Annotated in this window: 19 protein-coding genes, 1 other RNA gene, 1 pseudogene and 1 riboswitch; of the genes and pseudogenes, 17 read left to right on the top strand and 4 right to left on the bottom strand. The window is 67.9% G+C overall.

Annotated elements, in window-relative coordinates:
- Positions 1-41: 41 nt before the first annotated feature.
- Both CA2_RS18820 and ffs read right to left on the bottom strand, forming a co-directional pair.
- Positions 42-221 (bottom strand): annotated as a pseudogene (locus CA2_RS18820) (DUF6538 domain-containing protein); the annotation flags it as partial.
- Positions 222-335: 114 nt separating this feature from the next.
- Positions 336-431, bottom strand: an RNA gene (ffs, locus tag CA2_RS17540) — signal recognition particle sRNA small type.
- Between the two features lie 102 nt (positions 432-533).
- On the opposite strand from ffs, the gene dnaX reads away from it, so the two are divergent.
- From dnaX to recR, 3 genes are all read left to right on the top strand, one after another.
- On the top strand, positions 534-2,663 hold the full coding sequence (gene dnaX / locus CA2_RS10020; RefSeq protein WP_042416201.1) for a DNA polymerase III subunit gamma/tau: 2,130 nt from the start codon (positions 534-536) through the stop codon (positions 2,661-2,663).
- Between the two features lie 82 nt (positions 2,664-2,745).
- A complete protein-coding gene (locus CA2_RS10015; protein WP_042416157.1) occupies positions 2,746-3,078 on the top strand; it encodes a YbaB/EbfC family nucleoid-associated protein in 333 nt (110 codons plus the stop codon).
- Between the two features lie 72 nt (positions 3,079-3,150).
- Positions 3,151-3,741, top strand: a complete 591-nt coding sequence (gene recR / locus CA2_RS10010) for a recombination mediator RecR (RefSeq protein ID WP_042416154.1) — start codon at positions 3,151-3,153, stop codon at positions 3,739-3,741.
- A gap of 173 nt (positions 3,742-3,914) precedes the next feature.
- Here the strand turns inward: recR and CA2_RS10005 are convergent, their stop codons facing one another.
- Both CA2_RS10005 and gloB read right to left on the bottom strand, forming a co-directional pair.
- Complete coding sequence (locus CA2_RS10005) at positions 3,915-5,426, bottom strand: transglycosylase SLT domain-containing protein (protein ID WP_042416151.1); 1,512 nt, start codon at positions 5,424-5,426, stop codon at positions 3,915-3,917.
- A complete protein-coding gene (gloB, locus tag CA2_RS10000; protein ID WP_042416148.1) occupies positions 5,423-6,199 on the bottom strand; it encodes a hydroxyacylglutathione hydrolase in 777 nt (258 codons plus the stop codon). The genes CA2_RS10005 and gloB overlap by 4 nt, the downstream gene beginning before the upstream one ends.
- Between gloB and CA2_RS09995 the strand changes: the two genes are divergently transcribed.
- The 14 genes from CA2_RS09995 to CA2_RS09930 all read left to right on the top strand — a co-directional run bounded on the left by CA2_RS09995 (position 6,198) and on the right by CA2_RS09930 (position 20,340).
- Complete coding sequence (locus CA2_RS09995) at positions 6,198-6,971, top strand: class I SAM-dependent methyltransferase (protein ID WP_245620927.1); 774 nt, start codon at positions 6,198-6,200, stop codon at positions 6,969-6,971. The genes gloB and CA2_RS09995 overlap by 2 nt on opposite strands.
- A complete protein-coding gene (rnhA, locus tag CA2_RS09990; RefSeq protein WP_042416145.1) occupies positions 6,968-7,417 on the top strand; it encodes a ribonuclease HI in 450 nt (149 codons plus the stop codon). The genes CA2_RS09995 and rnhA overlap by 4 nt, the downstream gene beginning before the upstream one ends.
- A 172-nt stretch (positions 7,418-7,589) precedes the next feature.
- A riboswitch (cobalamin riboswitch) is annotated at positions 7,590-7,815 on the top strand.
- 61 nt (positions 7,816-7,876) lie between these two features.
- A complete protein-coding gene (locus CA2_RS09985; protein ID WP_245620926.1) occupies positions 7,877-9,748 on the top strand; it encodes a TonB-dependent receptor domain-containing protein in 1,872 nt (623 codons plus the stop codon).
- Positions 9,749-9,803: 55 nt separating this feature from the next.
- Entirely contained in the window at positions 9,804-11,201 is a 1,398-nt protein-coding gene (locus tag CA2_RS09980; protein ID WP_042416142.1) for a cobyrinic acid a,c-diamide synthase CobB, read from the top strand.
- A 15-nt stretch (positions 11,202-11,216) separates the two neighbouring features.
- On the top strand, positions 11,217-11,819 hold the full coding sequence (locus CA2_RS09975) for a bifunctional adenosylcobinamide kinase/adenosylcobinamide-phosphate guanylyltransferase (RefSeq protein ID WP_245620925.1): 603 nt from the start codon (positions 11,217-11,219) through the stop codon (positions 11,817-11,819).
- The gene (locus tag CA2_RS09970) at positions 11,816-12,736 is read left to right on the top strand and encodes an ABC transporter substrate-binding protein (protein ID WP_042416137.1); all 921 of its coding nucleotides are present in this window, start codon (positions 11,816-11,818) and stop codon (positions 12,734-12,736) included. The genes CA2_RS09975 and CA2_RS09970 overlap by 4 nt, the downstream gene beginning before the upstream one ends.
- Complete coding sequence (locus tag CA2_RS09965; RefSeq protein ID WP_042416133.1) at positions 12,726-13,763, top strand: FecCD family ABC transporter permease; 1,038 nt, start codon at positions 12,726-12,728, stop codon at positions 13,761-13,763. Before CA2_RS09970 ends, CA2_RS09965 begins: the two co-directional genes overlap by 11 nt.
- Positions 13,764-13,766: 3 nt before the next feature.
- Positions 13,767-14,561, top strand: a complete 795-nt coding sequence (locus CA2_RS09960) for an ABC transporter ATP-binding protein (RefSeq protein ID WP_042416131.1) — start codon at positions 13,767-13,769, stop codon at positions 14,559-14,561.
- Positions 14,562-14,621: 60 nt separating this feature from the next.
- Positions 14,622-15,299 carry an energy-coupling factor ABC transporter permease gene (locus CA2_RS09955; RefSeq protein WP_042416128.1) on the top strand — a complete coding sequence of 226 codons (678 nt, stop codon included), beginning with the start codon at positions 14,622-14,624 and terminating at the stop codon, positions 15,297-15,299.
- 172 nt (positions 15,300-15,471) lie between these two features.
- Positions 15,472-16,041, top strand: a complete 570-nt coding sequence (cobO, locus tag CA2_RS09950; RefSeq protein WP_042416125.1) for a cob(I)yrinic acid a,c-diamide adenosyltransferase — start codon at positions 15,472-15,474, stop codon at positions 16,039-16,041.
- A gap of 10 nt (positions 16,042-16,051) precedes the next feature.
- Complete coding sequence (bluB, locus tag CA2_RS09945; protein WP_042416121.1) at positions 16,052-16,765, top strand: 5,6-dimethylbenzimidazole synthase; 714 nt, start codon at positions 16,052-16,054, stop codon at positions 16,763-16,765.
- Complete coding sequence (cbiB, locus tag CA2_RS09940) at positions 16,762-17,829, top strand: adenosylcobinamide-phosphate synthase CbiB (protein ID WP_042416118.1); 1,068 nt, start codon at positions 16,762-16,764, stop codon at positions 17,827-17,829. Before bluB ends, cbiB begins: the two co-directional genes overlap by 4 nt.
- Positions 17,822-18,844 carry an aminotransferase class I/II-fold pyridoxal phosphate-dependent enzyme gene (locus tag CA2_RS09935; RefSeq protein ID WP_042416115.1) on the top strand — a complete coding sequence of 341 codons (1,023 nt, stop codon included), beginning with the start codon at positions 17,822-17,824 and terminating at the stop codon, positions 18,842-18,844. The genes cbiB and CA2_RS09935 overlap by 8 nt, the downstream gene beginning before the upstream one ends.
- A complete protein-coding gene (locus tag CA2_RS09930) occupies positions 18,841-20,340 on the top strand; it encodes a cobyric acid synthase (protein ID WP_042416112.1) in 1,500 nt (499 codons plus the stop codon). Before CA2_RS09935 ends, CA2_RS09930 begins: the two co-directional genes overlap by 4 nt.
- Positions 20,341-20,418 lie beyond the last annotated feature (78 nt).

Here is a 20,418-nt window from a genome sequence, read left to right as displayed (position 1 = left end):
AGGCTTGGCAAGGTGGCGTTGGGGGCTTCCTTGGCTGCGCTGAAAAGCGCCAGTAAGCGTGCGCGTTCAATCGTGCCCAGTAGCTCGGCTTGAGACCTATCAGCAGTCCCTAGTGTTTTTCGGAAGTAGCTGCGTCCTAGCCTTGCTCGGAGGTCTTTGGGTACAACTATGCGCAGGTGGTAGATGCCACCTCTACGATGCAGCCCGATGGGGGTCGCCATGGTCGTTCAACTTGGTCTGTAATGGACAAAGTGACACACCAGAGTGACACAAAATGGCTAAAAGGTGGATTTCAGGAGCGCATCCCTTTAATTGCTAAAGGAGTCCTGAGGATAAATGACAAGCCTTACCTCGGCACTGGTTTCACAGTTAGGGCTGCTTGGTTCCCCACCTGACCCGGTTGGCTGCTTCCCCATGCGAGGGGGCCTGTCAGGGACGGATTATAGGGCCTGTTGCGGCCCCCTGCAGGCCGGCGCGAAGATAAACCGCCGGTGTTGGTGGTGTCCGGCGTGCAACCCGTAGAATCCGGCCCCATGTCTTATCTCGTGCTCGCCCGCAAATACCGTCCCCGCAACTTCGCCGAAATGGTGGGGCAGGAGCATGTCGTGCAGGCCCTGGGCAACGCGCTGACGCAGCAGCGTCTGCACCATGCCTATTTGTTCACCGGGACGCGCGGCGTGGGCAAGACCACGGTGTCGCGCATTCTGGCCAAGTCGCTCAATTGCACAGGTGCCGATGGTCAGGGTGGTATCACTGCCACGCCTTGTGGCATCTGCCCTGCGTGCACGGAAATCGATAGCGGCCGCTTTCCTGACTACATCGAGCTGGACGCTGCCTCCAACCGGGGGGTGGACGAGGTCCAAAGCCTGCTGGAGCAGGCGGTGTACAAGCCGGTGCAGGGGCGCTTCAAGGTCTTCATGATCGACGAGGTGCACATGCTGACCAACACGGCCTTCAACGCCATGTTGAAGACCCTGGAGGAGCCGCCGGAGTACCTCAAGTTTGTGCTGGCCACCACCGATCCGCAGAAGGTGCCGGTGACCGTGCTGTCGCGCTGCCTGCAGTTCAACCTGCGGCCCATGGCGCCGGATACGGTGTTCGAGCACCTGACGCAGGTGCTGGCCCAGGAACACATTGCGGCCGAGCCCCAGGCCCTGAAACTGCTGGCGCGCGGTGCACGCGGCTCCATGCGCGATGCGCTGTCGCTGACGGACCAGGCAATCGCCTTTGGCTGCGGCCAGTTGCAGGAAGCTTCGGTGCGCCAGATGCTGGGCAGCGTGGACCGCAGCTATGTGTTCCGCCTGATTGAAGCCCTGGCGCAGGGCGATGGCCGCACGGTGGTGGAGACGGTGGACACGCTGCGCTACAACGGCGTGTCGGCGGGTTCGACCCTGGAGGAAATGTCCAGCATCCTGCAACGCATGGCGGTGCTGCAGGCTGTGCCCGACATGGCCGCGGCCGGCGATGCTACCGACCCCGATGCGCAGGAGATGGTGCGCCTGGCGCAGCTGATGCCCGCGGACGAAACACAGCTGCTCTACAGCATCTGTTTGCACGGCCGGCAGGAGCTGGGCCTGGCGCCGGATGAATACGCGGCCTTGACCATGGCCTTGCTGCGCCTGCTGGCCTTCAAGCCCCAGAACGGGTCCGCCACCAGCGCTGCAGCGCCCCCGGCTGAAAAAAAAACACTGAAACCCGCTGACCGCGCAGTGCTGCAGGCTGAAGCTGCTCAGCCACAGCCACAGCCACAGCCACAGCCACAGCCACAGCCACAGCCACAGCCACAGCCACAGCCACAGCCACAGCCACAGCCACAGCCACAGCCACAGCCACAGCCACAGCCACAGCCACAGCCACAGCCACAGCCACAGCCACAGCCACAGCCACAGCCACAGCCACAGCCACAGCCACAGCCACAGCCACAGCCACAGCCACAGCCACAGCCACAGCCACAGCCACAGCCACAGCCACAGCCTGCCGTCGCAGCCACGCGGCTGGAGGCTGCCCAACCCGCCGAGCAGGCAGTCGCTGCTGAGCCGGTGGTGGTGCCACCCGAAGCCGTGGCGATGGACGATGCCACCTCTGCGGACGACGACCTGTCGCCGCCCTGGGACGATGTGCCAGAGCAGGCCGTGGAGCCGCAGGAGCCAGAGCCTCCGGTGTGGGACGATGTGCCCATGGAGGCGGCGCCCTGGGAGGGCATGGCCGCCGAGTGTGAGCCTGTCGACGCCGTGGCAGAGCCTGTGGCGCCACCGGCCGCGGCCATTGCGGTGGAGACCACGCCCTTGGGTGACGTCTGGCACGCCGTGGTCACGCAGCTGGATGCGGTGCAGGCGATCACGGCCTTGGTGCGTGAGCTGGCCTTGCAGTCACAATTGATCGCCCAGGAGGCCGGTGTGTGGACGCTGCGCGTGGAGCGGGCGTCACTGAACCAGGCGGTGGCGCGTGAGCGCCTGGCCAAGGCCCTGGCCCAGGTCACTGACTGCACCAGCCTGCAGCTGGAAAGCGGCAAGGTGACCGATACCCCGGCCTTGCGCAACAAGGCGCGCGCCCAGGCACGGCAACTGCAGGCCGAGGCGATTGTGGCCAATGACCCGAACGTGCAGTTCCTGCAAACCACGTTTGGCGCGACCATCGTGCCTGGCAGCATCCGCCCGGTATAGCATGCGCCGGGACTGGGGCATGCCAAGTCATGGCACCATCGCAGCATCTGATTTTTTGAGTGACAAATAAAGGAAGCCAACCATGTTCAACAAAGGACAACTCGCCGGTTTGATGAAGCAAGCCCAGACCATGCAGGACAACCTTAAGAAGGCGCAGGACGAGCTGGGCAACATCGAAGTGGAAGGTGAATCTGGCGCGGGTCTGGTCAAGGTGGTGATGACCTGCAAGCACGACGTCAAGCGCGTGACCATCGACCCCAGCCTGCTGCAGGACGACAAGGACATGCTGGAAGACCTGGTGGCTGCTGCGTTCAACGCCGCCGTGCGCAAGGCCGAGGAAACCTCGAACGAAAAGATGTCCAAGCTGACCGCGGGCATGCCCGGTCTGCCCGGTGGCATGAAGTTCCCTTTCTGAGCGCGTTGCGCCGCAGGACCCCAGGGGAAAGCCATGGTGCTTTCCCTTTTTCTTGGCACATGGGCTTGAGACATGTCTGACCTTCAACCGCTGGACCCGCTGATCCAGGCCCTGCGCCGCTTGCCTGGTGTGGGGGTGAAGTCGGCCCAGCGCATGGCGTTCCACCTGATGCAGCGCGACCAGGATGGCGCGCGCGTGCTGTCCCGCGCCTTGCAGGAGGCGGTGGATTCGGTGCAGCACTGCAGCCGTTGCAACACCTTCACGCACGACGCCGTCTGCCCCATCTGCCGCGATGCCGGGCGCGATGCCGCGCGCCTGTGCGTGGTGGAGACACCGGCCGACCTGGCCGCGATGGAGCGCACCGGCGCCTACAGCGGGTACTACTTTGTGCTGATGGGGCGCATCTCCCCCATGGACGGTGTGGGTGCCAAGGACATTGGTTTGCCACGGCTGCTCGAGCGGGTGGCCGATGGCGTGGTGCAGGAGGTGATTTTGGCCACCAGCTTCACCACCGAGGGCGAGGCCACGGCGCATGCCGTGACCGAGTTGATGCAGGGCCGCCAGGTGCAGGTGACGCGGCTGGCGCGCGGCGTGCCGGTGGGCAGCGAGCTGGAGTATGTGGATCTGGGCACGATCGCCCATGCCCTGGTCGAGCGTCGTTGACACTACCCCGGGTACGGCGTCGCTTGGCATGGTCGTACGGAGCGGCTGCCTGCGGCTTCGCACCTCGTTTCAAGCCTTCATCTCCGAGGGGTTGGGTTGTGAGAGTGGCTCTCAGGCACCTTCCCCAATAAAAGAGGGCCCTGAAAAACCAGAGCCCTTTTTTTCTTCGGTGCTCAGCGCTTGCGCTTGGTCGGCGTGTCGCCGCGCGTTTGCTGTGCCACCTTGGTGACCGCGGGTTTCTCTTTCGTAGTTCCGGTGGCACGCGGGCGCTTGGAGGTGTTGCTTGCCTTGGTGCTCTTGCTGACTTGTGCGGTGCGGGTGGGGGCGGCGCTGACGCGCACGGTCTTGTACACCTCCAGCGACTGGCCGGCGCGCAGCGAGGCCGTGGGCTTCATGTCGTTCCAGCGCGCCAGGTTGGCCACGGTCACACCATGGCGGCTGGCCACCTTGGCCATGTTGTCGCCACGCAGCACCTTGACCGCGGTGCGGCGCGTCACTTCGGTGATCTCCGGCGCAAACGCCAGGGTACCGTGGTCGGCGATGTGCGTGGACACGTCCTGGCGGTGCTGGGGCGATCGCGGCACCATCAGGGCCGATCCGGCCTTGATCATCATGCGTGGCGGAATGCGGTTGACGCTGCGCAGGTCGGTCTCACTCATGCCGACCCGCTGGGCGGCACTGGCCACCGTCATGGTACTGGGGGCGACCCAGACGGTCCAGCTGGCGTACTGGTCGTCATCGTAGGCGGCCAGGTTGCGCTGGAACACCTTGGCGTTGTCCCAGGGCAGCAGGATCTGGGTGGTGCCGGCGGCAAAGATGGTCGGGCGGCTGAACGAGGGGTTGAGGGCCTTGAAGTCCTCCAGGCGCACGTCGGCCAGGCGGGCGACCAGCTCGATGTCCATGTCGCGCTTGATCTCCACCGCCTGGAAGTAGGGGTGGTTCTCGATGTTGGGCAGCTCGATGTTGAACTTTTCCGGGTGGGCGATGATGTTCTTCACCGCTTGCAGCTTGGGCACGTAGTTGCGTGTTTCGCCCGGCATGTTCAGGTCGGTGTAGCTGGTCTCCAGGCCCATGCGTTCATTGCGCTTGATGGCGCGCCCGACGCTGCCTTCGCCCCAGTTGTAGGCGGCCAGGGCCAAGTGCCAGTCGCCGAACATGCGGTGCAGCTTTTCCAGGTAGTCCAGGGCTGCGCGGGTGGAGGCCAGCACATCGCGGCGGTCGTCCCGGAACGCGTTCTGGGTCAGCTCGAAGTACGAACCCGTGGCCGGCATGAACTGCCACATGCCGGCGGCCTTGGCGCTGGACACGGCCTGGGGATTGAAGGCGCTCTCGATGTAGGGCAGCAGGGCCAGCTCCATCGGCATGTTGCGCTGCTCCAGTTCCTCCACGATGTGGAAGAGGTACTTGCTGGAGCGTGTGGTCATGCGCTCGATGTAGTCGGGGCGGCTGCTGTACCACTGCTCCTGGCTGCCGACCAGCTCGTGCTCCAGGTCAGGCATGGCAAAGCCGCGGCGGATGCGTTCCCACAGGTCGCTGTTGTATTCCAGCGAGGTGACCTTGGAGGTGCCGGGGGAGGCGCGGGTGATGGGCTTGAGCGGACCGTCGTACGAGGAGGTGGAGGGGGCGGTCGCGCAACCAGCGAGCCAAACCACGCTGGCGAGGACTAAAAGATGGCGCAAATTCATCGGAATGCGTTTTTCCATTCACGCAGCGCTGCGAACACGCTGGCGGGTTGTGTAGGGTCTACGGTGGAGCAAAAGTGGTGTGCGCTGTGCGCAACCTCTGTAACGTCGCAACGTAGAAAAGGGTTGATTGCCAGCTCCTGCCCCAGCGTCGAGGGCAGGGTGGGCTGCTGTTGCTGGCGCAGTGCCTCGCAACGCGCGCGATATTGGAGCAAGGCTGGGTTGCTTGGTTCCACCGCGCAGGCAAATTTCAGGTTGCTCAGAGTGTATTCATGGGCGCAAAACACACGGGTGTCGTGTGGCAAAGCCGCCAGCGTCTGCAGCGAGTCGTACATCTGCTGCGCCGTGCCCTCGAACAGGCGGCCACAGCCGCCGGAGAACAGCGTGTCGCCGCAAAACAGCAGCGGGGCCGCATCCGCGGGGGCGCAGTACCAGGCGATGTGGCCGGCGGTGTGGCCGGGCACTTCCAGTACCTGCCAGTCCTGCCCCAGCAGGTGGATGCGGCTGTGCGCGTCGACGCGCACCACGGGTTCGGGCAGGGGCTCGTAGGCCGGGCCGTAGACCGTGGCGCCGGTGGCATTACGCAGCACGTCCACGCCGCCCACATGGTCGGCATGGTGGTGGGTCACTAGAATGGCTTGCAGCTGCAGGCCCTGGGCGTGCAGCGCCGCTTGAACGGGCCCGGCGTCGCCAGGGTCCACCACCACGGCGTGCTGGCCGTCGTGCAGCAGCCAGATGTAATTGTCAGAAAACGCAGGCAACGGCAACAGGTTCATGAACGATGCAAAGCAAGAGGGCCATCCGTGGATGGCCAAGGCATTTGGCCGCTATCTGCTCGACTGGGAGCAGCAGCGGTGTGATGAGGCGGTGGCGGATATTTTCGGCTATCACAGCGTGCAGCTGGGCTGGCCCCTGCTGCAGGCGCTGCGCCACAACCGCATGCCCAACCGCTGGGTGGCCGCGCAAAGCACCGATTGGAACCTTGAACCCGGGGCTTGCCAAGTCCCTGATGGTGTACAACTGTTGTGCGCCCCCGAGGCGCTGCCGTTCGCCGAGTCCAGCGTCGACCTGCTGGTCCTGCCCCACACCCTCGAACATTGCCAGGATCCGCATGCCGCCTTGCGCGAAGCGGTGCGCGTGCTGGTGCCCGAAGGGCGGCTGCTGCTGTTTGGACTCAACCCCTATAGCCTGTGGGGGCTTCAGCATGGGCTGGAGCGTGTGCCGGAGCCCGGGTTGAATGCCTGGCGCGGCCTGCCGTACTGGCGTGTGCGCGATTGGCTGCAGGTGCTGGCCATGGACGTGATGGCCGCCGATTTCGGTTGCCACGCCCCGGCGCTGGAGGCGCCGGCCTGGCTGCAGCGCTGGCGCTGGATGGATAGGCTGGGCAACAAGGCCTGGCCGGTGCTGGGCGGTGCATACTGCGTGCTGGCTGTGAAAAAGGTGCATGGCATGCGCCTGCTGGAGCCTGCGTGGCGCAAGCGTGCGCCCGCGGCGCAGGCCCGCCCGGCGGCCGCGTGCCAGCAAGCACCACAAAGGAAAGAAATTTGAACCAAGTAGTGATTTACACGGACGGGGCCTGCAAGGGCAACCCGGGGCCGGGCGGCTGGGGCGTGCTGATGCAGGCCGGGCCGCACACCAAGGAGTTGTTTGGCGGCGAGCGCGAGACCACCAACAACCGCATGGAGCTGACCGCCGTGATCGAAGCGTTGCGCGCCCTCAAGCGCCCCTGCGATGTGACGCTGTTCCTGGACAGCGAGTACGTGCGCAAGGGCATCACGGAATGGATCCACGGCTGGAAAGCCAAGGGCTGGAAGACCTCGACCAAGCAGCCGGTGAAGAACGTCGAGCTGTGGCAGGCGCTGGATGCACTGGTCAGCGGCGCGGGGCACCGCATCGAATGGCGCTGGGTCAAGGGCCATGCGGGCGATCCGGGCAACGAGCGGGCCGATGCCCTGGCCAACCTGGGCGTGGACCGGGCGCTGGGCAGAATTTGAAAAAGATAGCGCCTGGCGCTGAATGAACAAGGGCTTCAGATCGGTTTGTATCTGAAGTCCTTTGTTTTTGTGCGCATGCCGCTCATTTTTTGTGCAGCCCTGCATTCGGCTGCGGCACTGCTGTGCGGTGCACCATGGCCCGTCACGCCCAGTTAGAATCGCCAGCTTGCATTGTTGGTGCTCGCAACTTGGTTCGCAAGATTGCAGTTCAACGGGAAGCAGGATGGTGGGTCGGCCTTCGACCCGGCCTAGCCTGCGCTGCCCCCGCAACGGTGAGTCCCTGGCGCCTGTCATAGCGCCCCTCCATCAACACAGCCACTGGGTGCCTTGAACAAGCACCTGGGAAGGCGATGGACTGAGGGACCAGCCCGGATACCGGCCAACATTCGTGTGTCTGCCCCCAGGGCAGGCATGTTTGCCCATGGTCGGCGGGGAGGCTGACACGGGTGGAATCTGGTGATGTTTCCAATGAATGTGTTCGAACAACGGCGTCAGCGTGCCTGGATGCCGGCGATGGCGTGGCGCCCGGTCTCTCTGGCTGTGGTCTGTCTGGCGGGCCTGGTGCTGCCGGCGGCTGCGGCGGCCCTGGATGAGGTGGTGGTCTCGGCCACGCGCTCCGAGCAGCGCCTGAGCGAGGTGCTGGCGGATGTGACGGTACTGGACGGGGAGGCCCTGGAGCGCAGCGGCGCCCTGGCGCTGGAAGATGTCATGGCCAAGGTGCCGGGCATCCAGATCACACGCAACGGTGGCCCGGGTGCAGATACAGATCTGTTCATGCGGGGCGCTAACAAACAGCACACGGCGGTGTATGTCGACGGCATCCGCATCGATGCCCAGAATGGCTCCGGCGGCGCACCTTGGGAGACGCTGCCGCTGGAATCGATCGAGCGCATCGAGGTATTGCGCGGCGCGGCCGGTGCGCTGTATGGCTCGGACGCCATGGCGGGCACGGTGCAGATCTTCACCCGCCGTGGCGAGACCGGCTTCAAGCCCCATGTGTCCGTGGGTGCGGGCTCGTACGGCACCAAGAAGGGCACAGCCGGATTCAGCGGCGGCCAGGGCGTCTGGGACTATGCCCTGGGCCTGTCCTATGCCGACAGCGAGGGCTTCGATGCCAAGACTGGCGGTTCCAAGCGCAATCTGGACAAGGACGGCTACGTGCGCAAATCGGCGAATGCGCGCGTGGGCCTGCAGCTCAGCGCGGGCCAGCGCCTGGACGTCACGGCCCTGACCAGCGATTCGAACGCCGGCTACGACAGCCGCGCCCAGGGCAACGACCGTGCGGTCCGCACCCTGGATGCCTATGGCCTGAACTGGCAGGGCGACTGGACATCCGCGTGGCGCACGCGTGTGGCCGTGAGCCAGTCGCGCCACGGCTACGACACCTGGACGGCCACGCACTACCGCACCGAAACCCTGCTGCGCAATTACCTGGTGCACAACGAATGGCGCAGCCGCGTGGGCACTTTCACGGTGCTGGCCGAGCGGCGCGAGGACACGCTGGAGAACACCAGCCTGGTGGGCGGCCACGAGCGCTCGCGCCACCAGAACGCGCTGGGCCTGGGCTATGGCCTGCACTGGCAGCAGCATGCCGTGCAGTTGAATCTGCGCCATGACCGGGACAGCGACTTTGGCGGCAAGAACACGGCCACGCTGGCCTATGGCTGGGACTTCGCCACGCACTGGAAGGCCACGGCTTCTGTCGGTACAGGCTTTAAAGTTCCCACCCTGTTTCAACGTTTCTCGAAAAATGGCGACAGCAGCCTGAAGCCCGAAGAAAGTCGCAACATGGAGCTGGGGCTGCGCTGGAGCGACAAGGACCTGTCATTTAGTGCTACGGCCTACCGTAGCAAGGTTGACAATTTGGTGAGCTATGAAAAGGGCTTGGGTTCTTGTGGCGAGAATTATTGCTACATGAACGTGGACAGAGCCCAGCTTGAGGGGATCACTCTGGCGGGTAAATGGCGCACAGGCATGCTGAAGTGGTACGCGTCGGTGGACTTTCAGAATCCTCACGACGTGGACAATGACCGCTTGTTGAAGCGCCGCTCCAAGCGCTTTGCCACCCTGGGGGTAGAGACCACCCTGGCGGGCTGGACCCTGGGCACCGAGCTGCAGGCGGCCAGCCGCCGCTTCAACGACGATGCGGAGGCCGTCAAATCCCTGGGTGGCTACACCCTGGTGAACCTGTCCGCCTCGCGCCAGCTGGCCAGGGACTTCACGCTGACCGCGCGCATCGACAATGCGCTGGACCGTGACTACACCCTGGTCAAGGACTACGCCACCGCCGGGCGTACGCTGTGGCTGGGCGTGAAATGGATGCCCTGGTAACCGCCGACGCTGTATCTGCCCGCCGTGGCCCTGGCGGGCACCCCCGAGAGCTTGCATGTCACCACTGATCACCCCTCCATCCCCTCCCGTGCACCACTGCGTGGCGGTGCTGATTGCCGCCCCCGCTTCGGGCCAGGGCAAGACCACCATCACCGCGGCGCTGGCGCGCTGGCATGCCCGCCAGGGGCGCCGCGTGCGGGTCTTCAAGTGCGGGCCGGATTACCTGGACCCGTACTGGCACCAACTGGCCAGCGGGGCCACGGTGCACAACCTCGATGGCTGGATGGTGGGCATGGACGAGGTGCGCGCGCGCCTGCATGCCGCGGCCGCGCAGGCCGATGTGATCCTGATCGAAGGCGTGATGGGCCTGTTTGACGGCAGCCCCACCGCGGCCGATCTGGCCACCCAGCTGGGCGTGCCGGTGCTGCTGGTGGTCGATGCCTCGGCCATGGCAGGCAGCTTTGGCGCGTTGGTGCTGGGCATGCAGCAGTACCAGCCGGGCGTGCCCTGGGCCGGCGTGCTGGCCAACCGCGTGGCCACCGGCATGCACACGCAGATGCTGCAAAGCAGCCTGCGCGACCCACAGCTGTGGCTGGGCGGCTTGCAGCGCATGGGGCCGGGCAAGGACGCGCAGTTGCTGCCCGAGCGCCACCTGGGCCTGGTGGCGGCCCACGAGCTGCCCGATGCCATGGCGCGCCTGAATGCCGCGGCCGATGCCCTGGCCGACACGCCCCTGGGGCGCATGGACTGGCAGGACTGGCAGCGCTGGTCGGTGGCGTTTGAAGCCCCGGCGCAGCCCGTGGCAGCCCCCCAGCCCTGGCTGCGCGGGCGCACCGTGGCCGTGGCCAGCGATGCGGCCTTCAGCTTCATCTACCCCGCCAACCTGGACTGCCTGCAGGCCATGGGCGCCAACCTGGCCTTCTTCTCGCCCCTGGCGGGCGAGCGCCTGCCGGTGTGCGATGCCGTCTGGCTGCCCGGTGGCTACCCCGAATTGCACGCCGCCACCCTGGCGGCCAACACCGGGCTGCAGGCCGACCTGCAGCAGCACGTGCAGGCCGGCAAGCCCGTGTGGGCCGAATGTGGCGGCATGCTGGCCCTGGGCCAGCGCATGACCGATGCCCAGGACCAGAGCCAGCCGCTGTGGGGCATCCTGCCGGGCGAGGCGCGGATGCAGGAACGCCTGGCCGGCCTGGGCATGCAGCAGTGCGCGCTGCAGGGTGGGGTGCTGCGTGGGCACACCTTCCATTACTCGCGCTTCACCTGCCAGGCGGCCGAGGTGGCGCGCACCAGCCGCCCCCGGCAGCCGGTGGCGCCCGACAAGGGCGAGGCCATCTACCAGCACGGCAGCGTCCATGCCAGTTACTTCCATGCCTGGTTTCCCTCGCACCCGCGTGCCGTGGCCGCCTTGCTGGGGGCCGAGCCCGTGCAATGGGACACGGCCGCACAGCCATAATTTGCGCTCCACACCATGACTTCTCCGATGCAACCCTCCGCCCCCGCGCTGCCCTGGCAGGAATTGATCCTGGGCGGCCAGAAAAGCGGCAAGACCCGCCGGGCCGAGCAGGCGGCGCGCACCTGGCTGGACGGCGCTCCCGGGCGCGAGGCCGTCTACCTGGCCACGGGCCAGGCCTGGGATGCCGAGATGCGCCAGCGCATCCAGCGCCACCAGGACGACCGTGCCGTCCGCGTGCCCGGCATGCGCACCCAGGAGGCCCCGCGGGCCCTGGCGCAGGCGCTGCAGGCCTGCAGCCAGCCGCAGACCCTGGTGGTGGTCGATTGCCTGACCCTGTGGCTGACGCACTGGATGATGCCCATGGAGGGCGTGGATTTTGGGTCTGATCAGGCTCCAGCCCAGGACTGGAGCGCGCAGCGTGCTTTGTTTTTGGAAGTGCTGGCGACCTGCCCCGGCCCGGTGGTGGTGGTGGGCAACGAAATTGGCCTGGGGGTGATTCCCATGGGGCGCGAAGTGCGTGCCTTCGTGGATGCCCTGGGCAGCCTGAACCAGGACGTGGCGCAGGTGTGCCGCCACGTCACCTTGATGGCGGCCGGCTTGCCGCTGCAGCTCAAATGATCCGGCTGTCACGCCGCAGCCTGTGGCTGGCGCTGGGCCTGTGGGCGGCCGGTCTGGGCCAGGTCCAGGCCGCCGATCCGGCGACCGACCTGGCGGCGTTGGGGGCCCAGGATGATCGCGGCCGCCCGGTGGCGCGCGTGCAGGCGCCGCAGCGCATCGTCAGCCTGCTGCCGTCGCTGACGGAAACCGTCTGCGCCCTGGGCGCCTGCGACCGCTTGGTGGGCGTGGACCGCTATTCCAACTGGCCCGAAGACCTGCAGCGCAGGTTGCCCGTGCTGGGCGGCGGCCTGGACCCGAACGTCGAGGCCATCGTCGCCCTCAAGCCCGATGTGGTGCTGCTGTCCAACTCGGCCCGCGTGGTGGAGCGCTTGGAGGCCCTGGGCCTGCGCACCGTGGCGCTGGAGCCGCGCACCCAAGCCGATGTGCAGCGCGTGCTGCACAGCGTGGGCCACCTGCTGCGCCTGCCGCCGGCGCAGGTGCAGCAGCAGTGGCAACGCATGCAGGACGGCATCGATGCCGCAGCGCGCACGCTGCCTGCCGGCGTGCAGGGCGGGCGGGTGTACTTCGAGGTCAGCCGCGGCCCGTTTGCGGCCGGGCCATCGTCCTTCATCGGCGAGCTGCTGACGCGCCTGGGCATGCGCAACGTGGTGCCCGATGCGATGGGGCCGTTTCCGCGCCTAAACCCCGAATTCATTGTGCGCGCCCGCCCCGACGTGATCATGATGGGCAACCACAGCATGCAGCTGGCGCACACCTACCCGGGCTGGACCACGCTGGAGGCGGTTCGGCAGCAGCGCATCTGCGCCTTCGATGCCCGCGAGTCCAGCATCGTCGTGCGCCCCGGCCCCCGCATGGACGAGGCCGCGCGCATCATCGCCCGCTGCCTGCGTGACAAGGCCCCCCGCCATGCACCGTAACCCGCCACAGGGCGCCCTGTCGCACGAAGCCGCGCGCAGCCGCTGGCTGGCCGCAGGCCTGCTGGCGCTGACCGCCGTGTTGCTGCTTCTGGGCGCCAGCGTGGGCAGCACCGGCTGGGAAAGCATGTGGTCGCTGCGGGACGACCCGGTGGTGCAGCAGATCGTCTGGGACATCCGCCTGCCGCGCACCCTGGGCGCCTGGCTTGCCGGGGCCTTGCTGGGCTTGGCGGGTGCCGTGGCCCAGGGGCTGTTTCGCAACCCGCTGGCCGACCCGTACCTTTTGGGCAGCGCCTCGGGCGCGGCCCTGGGCGGCGCGCTGGCCATGGTGCTCAGCGGTACCGCGGCCATCGGCATGGCCTGGATGCAGCGCCTGGGCATGACCGGCATGGCGTTTGCCGGCGCGGCCGCAGCGGTGGTGCTGACGCTGGTGCTGGCGCAGGGCGTGCAAAACAGCCTGCGCATGCTGCTGGCCGGTGTGGTGGTGGGCGTGGTGCTGGGCGCCGTGCGCGACATGCTGGAGCTGCGCTACCCCGACATCCTGCAGCCCATGAAGGCCTTTGGCCTGGGCAGCACGGCCTTCATCGGCTGGCCGGCCTGCGCGCTGCTGCTCGGGGCCTGGGCCCTGTGCAGCGGCGTGGCCTGGGCCTTGTCCCGGGTGCTGGATGCGCTGACGCTGGGCGAATCCACGGCCGCCAGCCTGGGCCTGCCGCTGGCGCCCATGCGCGCCGGCCTGATCGCCGTGATGGCGCTGGCCACGGGCACGGCGGTGGCGCAGACCGGATTGATCGCCTTTGTGGGCCTGGCCGCGCCCCACCTGGTGCGCAGCATGGTGCGCGTGGGCCATGCCCGCAGCATCTGGCTGGCCAGTCTGATGGGCGGCGTGGTGCTGCTGGTGGCCGACATCCTGGCGCGCTGGGTGATGGCGCCCGAGGAATTGCCCGTGGGCGTGCTGACTGCCTTGCTGGGCGGCAGCTACCTGCTGTGGCTGATGCACCGGGGCCATGCGGCCCGGCAGGTGCGGGGCTAGACCATGACCGAGGTGCCCATCTTGACGTCATCCCCCGCCCTGCAGGCGCGTGACCTGCGGGTGTCCGCCGGTGCCCAGCTGCTGCTGCATGGTGTGCAGGTGCAGGTGCCGGCCCAGCGCTGGACCGCCGTGGTCGGCCCGAACGGCGCCGGCAAATCCACGCTGCTGCGGGCCCTGGCGGGTTTGCAGCCGCGCAAGGCCTGGCAGGGCCAACTGGACCTGCTGGGCCGCCCCTTGGCCGCATGGTCGGGCCGGCAGCGTGCGCGCGCCCTGTCCTGGATGGGGCAGAACGAAGCGGTGGCGCAGGAGCTGTGCAGCTATGACGTGGTCATGCTGGGACGCCTGCCCCACCAAGCCTGGCTGGCCCCCCCCAGTGCCTACGACCACGCCGTGGTGCGGCAGTGCCTGGAGATGACGCAGGCCTGGGACTGGCGCCATCGCCCGCTGGCCGAACTGTCCGGGGGCGAGCGCCAGCGCGTGCTGCTGGCCCGCACCCTGGCCGTGCAGGCGCAGGTGGTGCTGATGGATGAGCCCCTGGCCAACCTGGACCCGCCGCACCAGAGCGACTGGATGCAGACCGTGCAGCAACTGGTGCGCCAAGGCCATACCGTGGTCAGCGTGCTGCACGAGCTGGGCATTGCCCTGCAGTCCGACCACATGCTGGTCATGCAGGCCGGGCGGGTGCTGCACCAGGGCGCCACGCACGATGCGGCCACGCACGCCGCGCTGGAGGCGGTGTTCGACCAGCGCATCCGCATCCGCCAGGTCGAGGACATGTGGATGGCACTGCCCGGCTGAACCCTGTTTTTTCGTCCCTCCCGCTTCTTCGCAAGCACCCACTCTGAAAGGAAATCTGCGATGCATATCGAACCCGGTCTCGTCGATGGAACCAAGATTCTGCTGAGCTATGCCACGGCCACGGCGGCGTTGGCCTATACCGCCAAGCTGGCCTGGGACATGGTGCGCAGCAACAGCGTGCAGGCCCTGTTGCTGCGCTCGGTGGTGGCCACGGCCCTGGTGTTTGCCTTCTTTGAAGTGTTTCCGCACCACCCGGTCGGGGTGTCCGAGGTGCACCTGATCCTGGGCACCACGCTGCTGCTCATCTTCGGCGCAGCACCGGCGGCCATCGGCCTGGCGGCCGGCCTGCTGGTGCAAAGCCTGTTCTTTGCGCCGCAGGATCTGCCGCAGTACGGCATGAACGTGACCACCTTGCTGGTGCCGCTGTTCGCCACGGCCGTGTTGGCGCGCCGGGTGATTCCGGCCGACATGGCCTATGTGGACCTGAGCTATGCCCAGACCTTCAAGCTGTCGGTGGCCTACCAGGGCGGCATTGTGCTGTGGGTGGGCTTCTGGGCGATCTACGGCCATGGTGTGGGCGCAGAGAACCTCGCCAGCATCGGCAGCTTTGGCGCGGCCTACATGACCGTGGTGCTGCTGGAGCCCCTGATCGATCTGGCCGTGCTGGCCGCGGCCAAGTCCTGGCGCCGCCTGCAGGGCAGCGCCGTGCTGGAGCGCCGCGTCTACCAGGCCGTCTGAAGCCGGCGGGCGCACATCCCCTGTGCGCCCGTGCCCCGTTCCACCGGTGCGGCGTCCTGCGCGCGGCCGGTGGGTACCCGCTACCCGTGCAGGGCACGCCGTGCCTTGCTTTTTTCCTGGATGCCAGGACCTTGTTCACCCGGCGTGCGCTGCACGCGGGGACCCTTCTGTTATGCAAATCGAAACCCCACCTTCCACCAAACCCTACGAGAAGCCCGATGGCGAGCGCCGCGGCCTGGTCATCGTCAACACCGGCAATGGCAAGGGCAAGACCACGGCGGCCTTTGGCCTGGCCTTCCGTGCAACGGGCCGTGGCAAGGCCGTCAAGGTCTACCAGTTCATGAAGGTGCCCACGGCACGCTTTGGCGAGCACCGCCTGGCCGACCAGGTGGGCCTGCCCGTGCAGGGCCTGGGCGATGGCTTCAGCTGGAAGAGCAAGGACCTGGAGCAGTCGGCGCAGCTGGCCCGCGAAGGCTGGGACAAGGCCAAGGCCGACATCCTGTCGGGTGACTATTTCCTGGTGGTGCTGGACGAAGTGACGTATCCCTTGATCTATGGCTGGTTGCCCCTGCAGGAGGTGCTCGACACTCTGCGTGCGCGCCCCAAGGACGTGCACGTCTGCCTGACGGGCCGCCGCTGCCCGCAGGAAATCATCGATATGGCCGATACCGTGACCGAGATGCAGATGATCAAGCACGCCTTCCAGGCGGGGGTCCCTGCGCAGCGGGGCATCGAAGACTGACAATCGCAGCATGAACGACACCCACGACCTCGACCACTACCGCACGATTGCCGCCACCGCGTTCACGGACAGCGAGCGGGCGGCCGTCTACCGCGCCATCCATGAGCGGCGCGACATGCGCCACTTTGCCGGCGGCACGGTCAGTGACGAGGTGCTGCTGCGCCTGCTGCGCGCCGCCCACCATGCGCCCAGCGTGGGCTTCATGCAGCCGTGGCGCTTCATCCGCGTGCGGGAGCGCGCGCTGCGCGAAGGCATCCACACGCTGGTGGAGCAGGAGCGCGTGCTCACCGCCCAGGCCCTGGGCGAGCGCGAGGAAGATTTCATGCAGCTCAAGGTGCAGGGCGTGCTGGACGCTGCTGAGCTGCTGGTGGTGGCCCTGCCGCCCGGGCGCGAGGCCCATGTGTTCGGTCGCCGCACCATGCCCGAGATGGACCTGGCCTCGGCCGCCTGCGCCATCCAGAACCTGTGGCTGGCCGCGCGCGCCGAAGGGCTGGGCATGGGCTGGGTGTCGATCTACGACCCGCAGGCCCTGGCCCAGTTGTTGGAGATGCCGGCCGGCAGCTACCCCTTGGCCGTGCTGTGCCTGGGGCCGGTGCAGGCCTATTACGCCGAACCCATGCTGCAGCAGGAAAAGTGGGCCGCCCGCGCGCCCCTGCAGGACATGCTGTTTGAAGAACGCTGGGGGCAGGCGCCGCAGACCCCGCCACCGGCCGAGATGGAATGATCGCTATGGATGTGACGGCCGTGCTGGCCGTGGCCCTGAGCCCGCTGGCCTGGGCCTGGCAACTGTGGGGCGCCGAGGGCGCCTCGCAGCTTTTCTGGGCGCAGCAACTCATGTCGGCCGCGCTGGCGGTGCTGGTGGCCCTGCTGCTGGACCGCCTGTGGGGCGAACCCCCTGTGTGGCTGCACCCCGTGGTGCTGATGGGCAAGCTGCTGGGGGCCTTGGGTAAATGGATAGCGCCCTGCGCTGAAAGAACCAGGGATTACAGGTCTTTTGTACTGGGAATGACCGCGTGGTGCGCGCTGGCAGCTCTCTTTTTTGTGGTCTATGCCCTGTGCCAGTGGCTGTTGCCACCGCAGGCCTGGTGGGGGCAGGGCCTGGTGCTGGGCGTGCTGCTCAAGCCGCTGCTGGCGTGGCGCATGCTCCAGGACGAGGTGCTGGCCGTCGAGGCCGCCCTGCAGCAGTCGTTGCCCGCAGGGCGCGAGCGCCTGTCCTGGCTGGTCAGCCGCGACACCACGCAGCTGGACGCGGGCACGGTGCGCGAAAGCGTGATCGAGACCCTGGCTGAGAACCTCAGCGACTCCGTCATCGCTCCCTTGTTCTGGTTCCTGCTGGCCGGCCTGCCGGGCGCGGCGCTGTACCGGCTGGCCAACACCGCCGATGCCATGTGGGGCTACCCGGGTTGGCGCGGGCAGGGCGCGCAGCGCCGCCACTGGCAGTGGGCCGGCAAATGGGCAGCGCGTGCGGACGATGTGCTGAACTGGTTGCCTGCGCGCCTGACGGCCCTGCTGCTGGCCGGCGTGGCACATGGCGTGGCCTGGTCCGCGTTGCGCCGCGATGCGGCCATCACGCCTTCGCCCAATGGCGGCTGGCCCATGGGCTGCATGGCGCTGGCCCTGGGCGTGCGCCTGGGCAAGCCCGGCGTCTATGTGCTGAACCCGCAGGGCCAGGTGCCCCAGGCCGCGCAGGTGCAGCAGGCCGTGGGCCTGGCCGCGCGCGTGGTCGGGGCCTGCGCGGTGGCCGCGCTGGTGGTGCTGCTGGGCCTGGGGGTGATCGCCCATGGCTGAGGCCCAGATCCACGGTGGCACGGACGCACTGGGCGTGCCGGCGCACGATTTTTCCACCAATCGCAATGCCTGCGGCCCGTGCCCGCAGGTCGTGGCGGCGCTGCAGGCCGCGCACGTGGCCCAGTACCCGGACCCGGCCTACACCGACCTGCGCGCAGCCCTCGCGGCCTTCCACGGCGTGGACCCGGCGCGCGTGCTGCTGGCCGGCAGTGCCAGCGAATGCATCCACCGCCTGACCCTGCATGCCGTGCGCAGCGGGGCCCGCCAGGTCAGCCTGCCGCCGCACCACTATGGCGACTACCCGCATGCCGCGCGTCTGTGGCAGTTGCCGGTGGTTCCGCGCAGCCCGCACGCGGGTGGCCCCGGGCTGCACTGGGCCTGTGCCCCGTCCAGCCCCCTGGGCCTGGACGAGGACGTCTGGCCGCTGTGGCCATCGCCGGCCCCGGCGGGGGCCTGGCGCGTGCTGGACTGCGCCTATGTCCCGTTGCAGCTGGAGCCGGCCGCGGTGCAGCCGAACCTGGACCACGTGTGGCAGATGTGGACCCCCAACAAGGCCCTGGGCATGACCGGGGTGCGCGCCGCTTACGCGATTGCGCCCGTACAGGCCACGCCGCAGGAGCTGGCGGCGCTGCGCGATCTGGCCCCCTCCTGGGTGGTGGGGGCCCACGGCGTGGCCATGCTGCAGGCCTGGACCACCCCGCCGGTGCAGGCCTGGCTGCAGGCCAGCCTGGTGCAGCTGCGGGCCTGGAAGGCGCAGCAAGTGCAGCTGTGTGCCCGGCTGGGCTGGCAGGTGCTGCCGGGGCACCGGGCCAATTATTTCGTGGCGCGCTGGCCCCAGGACGGGCAGGCGCGCATGGCGCAGGCCCTGGCCGTGTTGCGCGCGCAGGGCATCAAGCTGCGCGATGCCCACAGCTTTGGCCTGCCCGGCTGTGTGCGCCTGGGCGTGCTGCCGCCGGCCTCCCAGCAGGCCCTGGCGCAGGCCTGGGCGGCGATGAACCTCAAGGAGTTGGCATGAGTCCGACCGCATTCGATCCCGTCCGCCTGCCGCGGCCGCAGCCCGGGCAGACCCAGGCCCTGTGCGTCATGGTGCTGGGCACCAGCAGCAACGCCGGCAAGAGCTGGGTGGCCACGGCCCTGTGCGCCTGGTACCGCGCCCAGGGCTACAAGGTGGCGCCTTTCAAGGCGCAGAACATGAGCAACAACGCCCGCGTGGTGGCCACGCCGGACGGGCAGTGGGGCGAGATCGGTACGGCCCAGTACCTGCAGGCCCTGGCCGCCGGCTGCGTGCCCGATGTGCGCATGAACCCGCTGCTGCTCAAGCCCGAGGCCGACACGCGCAGCCAGGTGGTGCTGCTGGGCCAGGTGGATGCCGCGCTGTCGGCCATGCCCTGGCGCGGGCGCAGCCAGCACGTGTGGCCGCAGATTGCCCAGGCCCTGGACAGCCTGCGGGCCGAGAACGACGTGGTGGTGATCGAGGGGGCCGGCTCCCCGGCCGAGATCAACCTGCACAGCAGCGATGTGGTCAACATGCGCGTGGCCCGGCATGGCCAGGCGCACTGCCTGCTGGTGGCGGACATCGACCGGGGCGGCGCCTTCGCCCACCTGTACGGCACCTGGGCCCTGCTGCCGCCCGAGGAGCAGGCCTTGCTGCGCGGCTTCGTGCTCAACAAGTTCCGGGGCGATGCACGCCTGCTGGCCCCGGCGCCGCAGATGCTGCAGGAGCGTACCGGCGTGCCCACGGTGGCCACCATCCCCATGCAGTGGAACCATGGCCTGCCCGAGGAGGACGGCGTGTTCGATGCCCGCAGCACGGGCGCCGGGGCCATCCACACCACGGTGGCCATCGTGGCCTATCCGCGCATGAGCAACCACGATGAATTCCAGCCGTTGCTGAACCTGCCCGGCGTGCGCGTGGTCTGGGCGCGCAGCCCGGCCCAACTGCAGGGTGCGGACTGGGTGATCCTGCCGGGCTCCAAGGCCACGGCGGCCGACCTGGACTGGATGCGCAGCCAGGGGCTGGACGCTGCGGTCGTGGCGCATGCCCATGCCGGGCGCCGGGTGCTGGGCATTTGCGGGGGGCTGCAGATGTTGGGCGAGGCCCTGATCGACCTGCACGGTGTGGACGGTAACGCCGCCGGCCTGGGCCTGCTGCCACTGGTCACGCTGTTTGCGCCGGACAAGACCGTGCGCCGCGTGCGCGTGCACCTGCCGGCGCTGCACGGGCCCTGGTCGTCGCTGGCGGGCATGGCGTTGGACGTCTATGAAATCCACCACGGCCAGACGCAGCTGCGCACCGACATGGAGGCCGGCCAGCCGCAGCGTTCCCGGGAGGTGGTGCCGGGCCTGGTCTGGCAGAACGGCCCCGGCCACATTTGGGGCACCTACTGGCACGGCATGCTGGAGAACACGGCCTTTGTCCAGGCCTTGTTCGGCGCCCAGGCCCCGTCGCTGGAGGTGGTGTTTGCCCGCCTGGCCGAGGGCGTGCAGGCCTGGTTTGCGCAAGAGGTGTAAGCGGGTGCTACGGTTGTAGGCTTGTGCCTGCAAGGCTGGGCGGGCTGGGCTGATAGTCCATGCCGGGCCATGGCAGGC

The sequence above is a fragment of the Comamonas aquatica NBRC 14918 genome (genome assembly GCF_000739875.1).
GTDB classification, from domain to species: Bacteria; Pseudomonadota; Gammaproteobacteria; order Burkholderiales; family Burkholderiaceae_C; genus Comamonas; species Comamonas aquatica.
The sequence above is the reverse complement of the archived record's forward strand: the minus strand, read 5'-3'. Positions and strand labels throughout refer to the sequence as shown.